We start from the raw sequence: 11351 nt of genomic DNA, 5'->3' as shown, positions 1-11351 counted from the left end.
CGCGGGCCACGGCTGACGGGCCCACGATGGGGAGCATGGAGAACCCCGCCGCCCTGCGTGCCGCCTCTCTCGCCACGGCCACCGCCGCCCTGCTGCTCGCCGCCACCGGCTGCTCCGACAGCGGGACCAAGGAGTCGTCCCCGGCCAAGGCCTCGGCGCTGGCCTCCCAGAAGCCGACCTGGAAGAAGTGCGGCGCGCCCTCCCAGGCGGAGGGGACCGGGGACGCCCCCTCGCCGCCGCCCGGCGGGGGCGAGTGGAAGTGCGCCACCCTGCGCGTGCCTCTCGACTACGACAAGCCCGACGCCGGGTCCGTCGAACTCGCGCTCATCCGCGCCGAGGCCCTCGACAAGAGCCGGCGCATCGGGTCGCTGATCTTCAACTTCGGCGGCCCCGGCGGCTCCGGGGTGACCACCCTGCCCGCCGCCGCGGGCGACTACGACAAGCTCAGGGCCCGCTACGACCTGGTGAGCTTCGACCCGCGCGGGGTCGGCTCCAGCGCCCCCGTCCAGTGCGAGAGCGACAGCCAGCTCGACCGCTACTTCGCCCAGGACTTCACCCCCGACGACGCGGCCGAGGAGAAGTCCCTCACCGGCCACATGAAGGCGTTCGCCGCGACCTGCCAGTCCAACTCGGGGCGGGTCCTGCCCCATGTCGGCACCACCAGCGCCGCACGCGACATGGATCTGATGCGCCAGGTCCTGGGCGACGACAAGCTGTACTACTTCGGCATCTCCTACGGAACGGAACTGGGCGGGGTGTACGCCCACTTGTTCCCCAAGAACGTCGGCCGGGCCGTCTTCGACGCCGTCGTCGACCCCACCAGCACCTCCGAGCAGGGCGCGCTCGGGCAGGCCAAGGGCTTCCAGCTCGCCCTCGACAACTTCGCCCAGGACTGCGTGGACCGGGGCGACAAGTGCCAGCTGTCCGGGGCGAACGTGAAGGAGGTCGAGGCCGGCATCGTCAAGCTCCTCGCCGACCTCGACAAGCAGCCCATCCCCGGCAGCGGCATCCGCATGCTGACGCAGACCGAGGCCACCAACGGCATCGCCCAGGCCCTCTACTCCAAGGAGTACTGGCAGCTCCTCGAACAGGGCGTCGACGAGGCGCAGGGCGGGAACGGATCCCTGCTGCTCGCCCTCTCCGACGCGATGAACGGCCGGGCCAAGGACGGGACGTACAGCAACATCCAGGCGGCCAACACCGCCATCAACTGTGCTGATTTCAAGGACCGTTACTCACTCGACCAAACGAGGGCCAAGCTCCCCGAGTTCCGCAAGGCCTCCCCCGTCTTCGGCGACTTCCTCGGCTGGGGCTTGATCGGCTGCACCGCGTGGCCGGTGCCGGGGCAGTGGAGCACCCCCGATGTGAGCGCGCCCGGCTCGGCGCCGATCGTCGTCGTCGGCAACACCGGCGACCCCGCCACGCCGTACGAGGGCGCCCGGCACATGGCGGAGAAGCTCGGGGCGGGCGTCGGGGTGGAGCTGACGTACAAGGGGCAGGGCCACGGCGCGTACAACAGCGGCAGCAAGTGCGTGCAGGACGCGGTGAACACGTATCTGCTGGACGGCAGGGCCCCGGCGGCCGGGACGGTCTGCCAGTAGCCCCGGGCCCTCGGGGCGGGCTCGCGGGGGCGTTGTCAGTGGGCCCGCCTACGATGACGGGACTTGATTCGCTTGATCGGATTTCCGCGGATCGGGCCGGCCCGACACGCCGGTCCGCTGCCGGGCCTGTGGGGGGCGTCCATGAACAGTCTTGTACGTGTACGGGCAGGAGCGCTGGCCGCCGTCGCCGTGCTTGGGGCCGGGCTCCTGGCGGGCTGCGATTCCGGCGGGAAGAGCGCGGGGCCGAGCGCCCCGCCGAAGAGCACGGTCTCCGCGGCGCCCCGGCCGGGCACGGCGGGCGAGGCGCGGGCGCTTCCGCAGGCGCTCACCGCCCAGCGGCCGCGGTGGAGTGCGTGCGCGAGCCCGGGATGGCAGTGCGCCGAGGTCAAGGTGCCGCTCGACTACACGAAACCGGCCGGTGACACCCTTTCCCTCGCGCTCGTGCGCAAGCAGGCGCGCGAGAAGGACAAGCGGATCGGCTCGCTGCTCTTCAACTTCGGCGGCCCCGGCGGCTCGGGCGTCGAGATCCTGCCACGGGCGGCGAAGACCTACAGCGCCCTCAACTCCCGCTACGACCTCGTGGGGTTCGACCCGCGCGGCGTCGCCAAGAGCTCCGGCGTGGTGTGCCGCGACGACAAGGAGCAGGCGGACGCCGAGCGGCGGATCGACGCCACCCCGGACACCGCCGCCGAGGAGGCCGCCTTCCTCAAGGACGGCGCCGAGGTCGGCGCGGGCTGCGCGCGCCGCTCCGGGAAGGTCCTGCCGTATGTGTCGACGAGCAACGCGGCCCGGGACATGGACCTGCTCCGCCAGGTCCTCGGCGACGCGAAGCTCAACTACTTCGGAATATCGTACGGAACCGAACTGGGCGGCACCTACGCCCACTTGTTCCCGCACCAGGTGGGGCGCACCGTGCTGGACGCGGTGGTCGACCCGACCGCCGACGCGGTGGGCCATGCCCGCAACCAGGCCACCGGCTTCCAGCGGGCGCTGGAGGACTACCTGAAGTCGACCGGACAGGACCCGGAGCAGGGCACCGAGCGGATCGCGAAGCTGCTCGCCCGGCTCGACGAGCGGCCGCTGCCGACGTCGAGCGGGCGCCGGCTCACCCAGACCCTGGCGCTGACCGGCATCGTCATGCCCCTCTACTCGAAGGAGAACTGGCCCTACCTCACCCAGGCGCTCGCCGAGGTCGACCGGCGCGGCACCGGCAATCTGCTGCTCGCGATGGCCGACTCGTACAACGACCGATCCAAGGACGGGCACTACGGGACGCAGAGCCACGCACAGCGGGCGATCTCCTGCGACGACAGCAAGGTCCGGCCGACCGCCGCGCAGGCGAAGGCGCTGCTGCCCGAGTTCCGGCGCATATCGCCGGTCTTCGGGGAGTTCCTGGCCTGGGACACGGCCGGGTGGTGTGCCGGCTGGCCGGTGCCGGGCGAGCGGGACGTGCCGGAGGCGAGCGCCCCGGGGGCGGGCCCGGTCCTGGTGGTGGGCACCACCGGCGACCCGGCGACCCCGTACGAGGGCGCGAGGAAGATGGCGCGGAAGCTGGGCGCGGGCGTGGGGGTGCTGCTGACGAACAAGGGCGAGGGCCATGGCGCGTACACGGAGGACAACACCTGTGTGCGGCGGACCGTCGACGCGTATCTGCTGGAGGGCCGGGTGCCGGCGGACGGGACCGTCTGCTCGTCCTAGCGGGGCGGGCGGGGCGCGGCTCCAGCCGTAGAGGGTGGCCGTCAGGCGCCGGCGCGCTTGAGGGTGCGCAGGATCAGCCACTGGTCGCCCCAGGCCATCGCCGTGCCCAGCACCGCCATCACGACGCCGACGGCGAGGCTGCCGCTCGCCGCGCCCATGGCGAGACCGGCCATGCCCAGGCCGAAGCGGACCGCGAAGCGCAGGGCCAGCAGCCCGAGGGCCAGCAGTCGGGTGCGCTTGTTCTTCCAGAGCACCTTCATGTACCGCATCCGGGCCCTCAGGACGGTGAACGTGAGGGTGATGTTCACGGCGGCGACGACCGGGATCATCCAGTAGACGACCGGGTACGCGCGGGCGATGTCGAAGATCCCGGCGAAGCAACCGACCAACGGGAAGTACCAGGCGGGAAGGCCCTTGATCTCGGGCCGCGGGGCGCCTTTGGCCGGTGCCCCGGTCTCCGTCCGGACCTCGGCCGCCCTCGTAAGGACCTGGTTCTCGACTGCCACCGTGCTCATCACAGTGCCCCCTTCGCGTGCGCTCACCTGCTGACAGGTAAGAGCTTCGCTCAGGGGGCACCGGGCCCGGCAGAGATGACCGTCCTCGGTCCCGCAGGACAAATGTCCCACGGGACCGGACCGGGATCAGTAGACGGGCTTCTCGGGCTCGATCTGGTGGACCCAGCCGATCACGCCGCCGCCGACGTGGACCGCGTCCGCGAAGCCCGCGGACTTCAGGACCGCGAGCACCTCGGCCGAGCGGACGCCCGTCTTGCAGTGCAGCACGATGCGCTTGTCCTGGGGCAGGTCCTGCAGGGCGTTGCCCATCAGGAACTCGTTCTTGGGGATCAGGCGGGCGCCCGGGATGGAGACGATCTCGTACTCGTTCGGCTCGCGGACGTCGATGATCTCGATCTTCTCGTCGGCGTCGATCCACTCCTTGAGCTGCTGGGGAGTGATGGTCGAGCCGAGCGCCGCCTCCTGGGCCTCCTCGGACACGACGCCGCAGAAGGCCTCGTAGTCGATGAGCTCGGTGACGGTCGGGTTCTCGCCGCAGACCGCGCAGTCGGGGTCCTTGCGGACCTTCACCTGGCGGTACTGCATCTCCAGGGCGTCGTAGATCATCAGTCGGCCGACGAGCGGCTCGCCGATGCCCGCCAGGAGCTTGATCGCCTCGTTGACCTGGATGGAGCCGATGGACGCGCAGAGCACGCCCAGGACGCCGCCCTCGGCGCACGAGGGCACCATGCCCGGCGGCGGGGGCTCCGGGTAGAGGCAGCGGTAGCAGGGGCCGTGCTCGGACCAGAAGACCGAGGCCTGGCCGTCGAAGCGGTAGATCGAACCCCATACGTACGGCTTGTTCAGCAGCACGCACGCGTCGTTGACGAGGTACCGGGTGGCGAAGTTGTCCGTGCCGTCGACGATCAGGTCGTACTGGCTGAAGATGTCCATCACGTTGTCGGCCTCGAGCCGCTCTTCGTGCAGGACCACGTTCACGTACGGGTTGATGCCGAGCACCGAGTCCTTGGCGGACACGGCCTTGGAGCGGCCGATGTCGGCCTGGCTGTGGATGATCTGGCGCTGCAGGTTCGACTCGTCGACCTCGTCGAACTCGACGATGCCGAGGGTGCCGACACCGGCGGCTGCCAGGTACATCAGGGCCGGCGAGCCGAGGCCGCCGGCGCCCACGCAGAGCACCTTGGCGTTCTTCAGCCGCTTCTGCCCGTCCATCCCGACATCGGGAATGATCAGGTGACGCGAGTACCTGCGGACCTCGTCTACGGTGAGCTCGGCAGCCGGCTCGACCAAGGGTGGCAGCGACACGGAATCTCCGTCGGTCGGTATGTCAGTACGGTTGTTCTCTCCGTAACACTGCCACGCCACTTCTCATTCCGAGATACCTGGTCCGATACGCGAGACGATTTCGTCCCAGTAGCCGGGCAGTGTTTCAAATGGGTTCATTTGTCCCCCGTCGTCGCCCCGGTCGGTGAAGTAGATCGTTCCCGCGCCCTGCCAGCGGGCGATCCGCAGCGCCTCGTCGAGGTGGGTGCGGGGCACTCCGTGGACGAAGTGGCAGAAGCGCTCCGCCGGGTGGTCGGCGGTCCACTCGGCCACCTGGGACCAGCGGTACTCGCTCCACGGCCCGGAGAAGGTGACCAGCTGGTCGGCGCTCTCCGCGTAGCCCGGGTACGGGTGGGCGCCCTGGCCGAGGACCACGTGGGCACCCTCGCGCAGGGCCCGCAGGGCGGACACCGTGCGCCGCACCCCGGGCAGGGCGTCCCGGTCCGTGGGACAGCGGTCCAGCAGGAAGCCGTCGACGCGGTACCAGTCGAGGAAGCGGTGCGCGTCGGAGATCAGCTTGCCGAGGGGGCGCGTGCCGTACGCGGTGTCGAGGTGGCCGAGCACGCGGACGCCCGCGTTGCGCAGCTTCCCGGCGGCCTCCAGGCAGTGCGGGTCCGGCCGGGTGCCCGGCCCCTGCGCGACGTTCAGGACCGCCCAGTGCAGCGGGGTGCCGGGGCGGGTCAGCTCGGCCCACTCGACCGGGGCGACCAGGGGGTGCGCGCAGCCGGGGACGCCGAAGCCGAGCCGGCCCGAGGTCGCCGCGCGCGGGGCTCCGGTGCGGGTCAGATGCGGCACGCCGCCTCCATCCAGATGTCGGCCAGGGACTCCTCCAGGTTGATCCGGGGCCGCCAGCCGAGCCGGTCGCGCGCGGTGCGGACGTCGGCCTGCTGCCAGCTGCCGCAGCCGTCGGGGTACGGGGCCGGGGGCGCCGCCAGATGCTCCATGGCGTCGGCGGACGGGCGGGGCGCGCCGATCACACCCGGGCGCAGACCGGGGCCCGCGTCCAGCTCGTGCAGCGCGCCGCCGTACCCGGCGACCCGGGCGAGGACGGCGGCGGCGTCGCGCAGCTTCACCGAGCGGCCGGTGCCGATGTTGACGACGCCCTGGGCGGCCGAGAGGGAGGCGGCGTGCACGGCGCGGGCCACGTCGCGGACGTCGACGAAGTCGCGCTGCACCCCGAGCCCGGCGAGCTTGAGTTCCCCGTCGCCGGACTGCATGGCCCGGCGCATCGCCTCGGCGAGGCGGCCGAGCGGGGACCCGGCGGGGGTGCCGGGCCCCACGGGGGAGAAGACCCGCAGCACGATGGCGTCCAGGCCGGAGCCGAGGACCAGTTCGGTCCCGGCGAGCTTGCTCACGCCGTACGGGCCGCCGGGGCGCGGCACCGCGTCCTCGGCGGTGGAGGAACCGGGCTGCGAGGGGCCGTATTCGGAGGCGCAGCCGAGCTGGACGAGCCGGGCGCCGCAGCCGCTGCGGCGCAGGGCCTCGCAGACGGTGGCGACGGCGACCGTGTTGTGCCGGGTCAGCTCGCGGGCGCCGCCGCGGGTGGCACCGGCGCAGTTGATCACGACTCCGGGGTGGACGGCGTCCAGGAAGCGGGTGAGGGCTCCCGGGCTGCCGGAGGCGAGGTCGAACCGTACGTCGGCGTCGTCGCCGCGGCCGAGCGCGGTGAGCTGTACGGCCGGGTCGGCGAGCAGGCGGTCGGCGACGAAACGGCCCAGGTATCCGTTGGCACCGAGCAGTAGCACCCTCATCGCACGGCCTTTCCGTACGGGCGGCAGCAGGCCGGGGGCAGGGCGGTCATGTGTCTCGTTCTCCTTCGGGCGTGCACGCGCGTCAACGCGTGGGGTGCTGTTCGGGGGTCGGGGGGTGTACGGAGTGGGCCGACGCGCGGGCGAGGACCGCGGTGGCCCGGGCAAGGAGGGCAAGGGCGGCGGCGCCGCAGACGGCCGCCGGGACGGCTCCGGCGCCGCCCGCCTCGACGGCGGCGGTCACCGGGCGGGCGAGGGCGTCGCAGCCCGGCAGCCGTCCGGCGAGCACCAGCGCGAGGGCGGCGGCCTCCGCGCAGGCGGCCGCGCGCAGTCCGGCGGCGGCGGCCGGCGCGTGGCCGTGCAGGGCGAGCAGCCGCGCCAGGAAGAGCAGCGCGCCGGGGGCGGCGGCGGACGCGAACGAGCCGTGCCCGTACGCGAGTCGGCCGGTGAGCAGGACGGCGGTGAGGGCGGCCAGGAACACGGCGACCGCGCCGAGCAGGAGCGGGCGGGAGCGGTCGGCGAACTCCTCGAGTCCCCGGCTGGTGGCGAGGCCGCGCCGGGCGCGTACGGCGAAGAGGCGGGCGCACCAGGTGGCGGGGGCGACGGCCAGGGCGAGGCCGACCGCGGCCGCCGGGTCGGCGCCCCAGCCGTCGGGCGCGCCCGGGCCGCCGTCCGGGCCGCCCGCGATCAGCGCGTCCAGGAGGCCGTTGCCCGCGACCGCGTAGAGGGCGAGCCAGAGCGCCCACGGCAGCCCGGCGCCGCGCCCGGTCCGCAGGGGGCCGCACCGGACGGCGTACGCGAGGGCCGCGCCGACGCCGGCGGCACCGGCCGCGATCACGGCGAGGCGCGCCCCGCCGACGGTGAGCCGGGCGGCCGTCACGGTGAGCGCGCACAGGGCGCCCGGCAGCAGGGCCCGCAGCACCCGGAACGGCCGTCCGGGGGGCTCGGGCGCGGGTTCCAGGTCGTGGCGCGGCGGTTCGGTGCCACGCGGCACGCGCGCGTAGAGCTCCTCGGCGAGCGAGAACACGTCCCGGTGCCGGAAACGCGCGGCGGTCCGGTCGGTCACCCCGTGCGCTTCGAGCCCGGCGGCGATCTCCAACGGGTCGACGGCCCGCTCGCAGAGGTCCCGGTGCCGGTGCATGAGCGCCTTGACGGGGTCTGCGGGGCCTCTGCGAGGGCGGGGGCGGGGGGCGGCCGCCGGGGTCCGGTCGGGGGACGCGGGCCGCCGGGGGGCGGGGGGTTCCTGGGGGGCGGGGGACTCCTGGGAAGCGAGGGGATCTCTGGGGGCTGGGGGCTCTAGGGACTTGGGGGACTCCGGAAACCCTAGGGACTGCGGGGACTGCGGGGCCTCCGGGGACTCCGGGGACTGGGTGCCAGGCTCGGCCGTTGGTCCGGCCGTTGGTCCGGCCGTCGGTCCGGCCGTCGGTCCGGCCGTTGGTCCGGCCGTCGGGTCGGCCATCGGTCCGGCCATCGGTCCGGCCATCGGGTCGGCCATCGGGTCGGCCATCGGGTCGGCCATCGGGTCGGCCATCGGGTCGGCCATCGGGTCGGCCATCGGCTCCGCCGTGCCTGCCCCCGTCGAACTCCCCCTGCGTGCGCCCGCGTCGGGCCTCGGGATCGGGAGGCGTTGGCCTCGTACGCCTGTGGGGCGCTTGGGGGTCGGGTCGGACAGCAGGGCCTCCGAGCGGATGTCCCAGGCGCCCGCGCTCTCGGGGGCGCGCGGGATGTCGTTCTCGGCGGGGCCGTCCGTCGGGCGGGTCGTCGGCGGGAGGGTCATCGGGTCGCCTCCTCGGCGTGCGCGGAGCCGGGGCGGCGGAGGGCGTACGAGGCCGAGCCGGTGAGGGCCGTCCAACTGCCGGGGACGTGGGACTCGGCCGGATGGGCGAAGGGCACGGGGGCGCCGCTCTCGTCCACGGCCTCCCGGCGCACCGGGCAGTGGGACATCAGCTCCAGGTAAATGCCGCGAAATGCCGCGAGGTTCTGCTCGACGGTGAAGAGTTCGAGGGCGCGGGCCCGGGCGGCGGCGCCGAGCCGTTCGCGCCGCTCGGGGTCGCGCAGCAGCGCCAGACACGCGTCCGCGAGCGCACGGGGGTTGCGCGGTGGGACCACGAGCCCGGTACCGCCGATGACCTCGACCACCGCGCCCGTGTCCGTGGAGACCGTGGCCCGGCCGCAGAGCATCGCCTCGACCAGGCTGACCGGGAAGCCCTCGACGACGCTGGACAGGACGACGACGCTGCCGCCCGCGTACGCGTCGGCCAGCTCCGGCGCGCCCGGGCCGCCGATCTCCTCGAAGGAGACCGGGTTGTCCCCGACCGCGTGCGCGTCCACGGCCTCGTCGGGGAAGAGGTGGGCCGCGAGGGCGCGGCAGTGGGCGAGGTAGGCGGCGGCCTCGGGCGAGAGGACGGACGCGGACGTGGAGGCGGAGGACGAGAGAGGGCTACCGAAAGCGTGCGCGCCGCCGCCATAGCCGCCCGCGTGCCCCGGCCCGTCGCCATAACCGCCCATGTGATTAGGCCCGTCGCCATAGCCCACACCCTCGGCGTCCGCCGAGCCGGACCCGTACCCCGAACCGGCCGCGTACCCCGAACCAGACCCGGCTCCATAGCCGGCACCAACAGCCCCGTAACCAGCACCATCCCCGCGGCCAGGACCGACCCCACGACCCGCCCCGGCCGCGTACCCCGAACCCGCGCCGTGCCCCGCACGAGACCCGCGGCCCCCTCCGGGCCCGTGGCCCGTACTTCCCGAGCACCCCGGCCCGCCGAAACGGCCCACTCCCCCGAACCCGTTGGCCCCGAACCCCTTGGCCCCGGCGCCGAAAGCTCCGCCGCCGAACGCCGCACCGCCGAACGCCGCACCACGGACCACCGCGCCACCGAACCCGTCCCCGCGGAACCCCTCCCCGCCGGGAGCCGCTGCGCCGGCGTCCCCGTCGACCGGCCCCACCGGTCCGACCGGTCCCGCCGCTCCCCCGTCGCGCCCCGCGCCCGGCGCGTCGCCGTACCCGTACGGGCCCGGGCCCGGGCCGTGGAGCTGGGTGCCCGGGGCGGCCCCGGGGGTCCGGCCCGCGTAGAAGATCCGCAGGCGGGCGTCCGGCTCCGCGCGCCGGATCTCCGCGAAGGCGTGCAGCAGGGCGATGAGGTCCTTGGTCGGGTCGACGCGGCCGACCCAGACCAGCGTCATGGGGTCGCCCGCGTCGGCGCCCTCGCCCTCGCCCACCGACTGGAAGCGGTCGGCGGCCATGCCGGGGTACACCGTGCGCAGCTTGGCGCGGTCGGCGCCGCACTTCTCCTGCCAGCGGCGGGTGTGGGTGTTGCCGGGCGTGATGAGCGCGGCCCGTTCGTACACCTCGGCGGCGAGCCGCCGGTGGAACGCGGCCGTCAGCGCCCGGACCGGGACGCGCGCGTCGCCCGCCGCGAGGTACTGGGCGCGCAGCCGCACCCCGTACTCGGTGACCAGGAGCGGCACTCCGAAGAAGCGTTTGGCCAGCAGGCCCGGGAGGGCGGCGCAGCCGCCTCCGGCCGCGTGGCAGAGGTCGACGTCGCCGAGGCCGGCCGCGTCGTACCAGTCGAGCGAGAGGGGGCGCAGGGCGCGCTCCAGTATGTCGGCGAAGGCGAGGTAGTCGGGGACGCGCGCGGCCTGCATCGCGCGGCCGGCGCCGGGGGTGCGGCAGGCGGCCTCAAGGACGCGCACGGCCGTCTCGGAGCGCAGGACGGTGGACAGCCCGCCGTACTCCGACGCCAAGTCGGCCAGGCCGTACAGCGCTTCCGCGAATCGCGAGGAGCCGCCGCCCGCACCCGGGGCGGACCCGCCGCCCGCGCCCGGGGAGGGGGCGCCTAGCTCCCCGCTCGCCACGGTCTCGAAGGCGACCGTGAGCGCGTCCGGGTCGCCGCCACGGCCGGGTTCGCCCAGGTCGGCGACGACCGGTCCGCCCCGGCCCGGCACGCCGGTCGGCACGTCCGCCCGTCCCGGCACGCCGGGCAGGCCGCGTTCGCCGTCCGCGCCGCCCGGCCCGGCCATGCAGATCGCTCCGGCCAGTTCACGCAGGCAGGTGGCGAACCGGTCGCGCTCGCGGCGGCCGAGGCGGCGGGCCCGCGAGGAGCGCGCGCGGACGTGCCCCCCGTCCTGCGTACCCCACAGCGGGGCCGTGCGCACCCTGCGGACATGCGGGGGCAGGGCCACCCAGCCGCGTTCCTCCTGCGCCGCCGTGCGGCTGAGCGCGTATATGTCGAACTCGTGCCGCGCGAGCCCGCGCACGAGCCGGTCGCACCACAGCCTGGACTCGCCGGTCGTGTACGGGTATCCGCCGTCGGTGAGCAGTCCGATCCGCACAGTACGCACCCCCGATCTCCCTGGTGGGCGGCCGCCGTTGCACCGGCGACTCGCAGCGGGAAGAACGTAAGCGGATACGGCGGTGGCGCGATGGACGGTTGCGCAACGGGATCGACGAGGAGACCCTGTCG

The 11351-nt window shown here is 74.2% G+C and carries 8 protein-coding genes; 2 read left to right on the top strand and 6 right to left on the bottom strand.

The features are described from left to right. Nucleotides 1-35 precede the first annotated feature (35 nt). Nucleotides 36-1601 carry an alpha/beta hydrolase gene (locus ABZ404_RS06360; RefSeq protein ID WP_358835877.1) on the top strand — a complete coding sequence of 522 codons (1566 nt, stop codon included), beginning with the start codon at nt 36-38 and terminating at the stop codon, nt 1599-1601. Between the two features lie 141 nt (nt 1602-1742). Beyond that, nucleotides 1743-3299 (top strand): alpha/beta hydrolase, encoded by a 1557-nt coding sequence (locus tag ABZ404_RS06355; protein WP_358835878.1) that lies wholly within the window; start codon nt 1743-1745, stop codon nt 3297-3299. Nucleotides 3300-3340: 41 nt separating this feature from the next. Here ABZ404_RS06355 and ABZ404_RS06350 read toward each other — a convergent pair whose 3' ends face one another. The 6 genes from ABZ404_RS06350 to ABZ404_RS06325 all read right to left on the bottom strand — a co-directional run bounded on the left by ABZ404_RS06350 (nt 3341) and on the right by ABZ404_RS06325 (nt 11220). Continuing rightward, nucleotides 3341-3814: a hypothetical protein gene (locus ABZ404_RS06350; protein WP_358835879.1), complete on the bottom strand. Its 474-nt coding sequence runs from the start codon at nt 3812-3814 to the stop codon at nt 3341-3343. A gap of 126 nt (nt 3815-3940) precedes the next feature. Beyond that, nucleotides 3941-5119, bottom strand: coding sequence for an adenylyltransferase/sulfurtransferase MoeZ (moeZ, locus tag ABZ404_RS06345; RefSeq protein ID WP_358835880.1), 1179 nt, complete (start codon nt 5117-5119; stop codon nt 3941-3943). A 63-nt stretch (nt 5120-5182) separates the two neighbouring features. After that, complete coding sequence (locus tag ABZ404_RS06340; RefSeq protein WP_358835881.1) at nt 5183-5932, bottom strand: spherulation-specific family 4 protein; 750 nt, start codon at nt 5930-5932, stop codon at nt 5183-5185. Next, on the bottom strand, nt 5920-6888 hold the full coding sequence (locus ABZ404_RS06335) for an NAD-dependent epimerase/dehydratase family protein (protein ID WP_358835882.1): 969 nt from the start codon (nt 6886-6888) through the stop codon (nt 5920-5922). Before ABZ404_RS06335 ends, ABZ404_RS06340 begins: the two co-directional genes overlap by 13 nt. 82 nt (nt 6889-6970) lie before the next feature. Further along, entirely contained in the window at nt 6971-8662 is a 1692-nt protein-coding gene (locus ABZ404_RS06330; RefSeq protein ID WP_358990189.1) for a hypothetical protein, read from the bottom strand. Further along, nucleotides 8659-11220 carry a DUF3492 domain-containing protein gene (locus ABZ404_RS06325; protein ID WP_358837605.1) on the bottom strand — a complete coding sequence of 854 codons (2562 nt, stop codon included), beginning with the start codon at nt 11218-11220 and terminating at the stop codon, nt 8659-8661. The genes ABZ404_RS06330 and ABZ404_RS06325 overlap by 4 nt, the downstream gene beginning before the upstream one ends. Between the last annotated feature and the right edge of the window lie 131 nt (nt 11221-11351).

Source organism: Streptomyces sp. NPDC005878 (assembly GCF_040629815.1).
GTDB lineage: Bacteria > Actinomycetota > Actinomycetes > Streptomycetales > Streptomycetaceae > Streptomyces.
This window is presented reverse-complemented; position numbering and strand designations above follow the sequence as displayed.

Bases quoted from the DNA above. Each gene is read 5' to 3' on its own strand.
- ABZ404_RS06355 (WP_358835878.1), top strand. From the start codon at position 1,743: ATGAACAGTCTTGTACGTGTACGGGCAGGAGCGCTGGCCGCCGTCGCC.
- ABZ404_RS06330 (WP_358990189.1), bottom strand. From the start codon at position 8,662: ATGACCCTCCCGCCGACGACCCGCCCGACGGACGGCCCCGCCGAGAAC.
- ABZ404_RS06360 (WP_358835877.1), top strand. From the start codon at position 36: ATGGAGAACCCCGCCGCCCTGCGTGCCGCCTCTCTCGCCACGGCCACC.
- ABZ404_RS06335 (WP_358835882.1), bottom strand. From the start codon at position 6,888: ATGAGGGTGCTACTGCTCGGTGCCAACGGATACCTGGGCCGTTTCGTC.
- ABZ404_RS06350 (WP_358835879.1), bottom strand. From the start codon at position 3,814: ATGAGCACGGTGGCAGTCGAGAACCAGGTCCTTACGAGGGCGGCCGAG.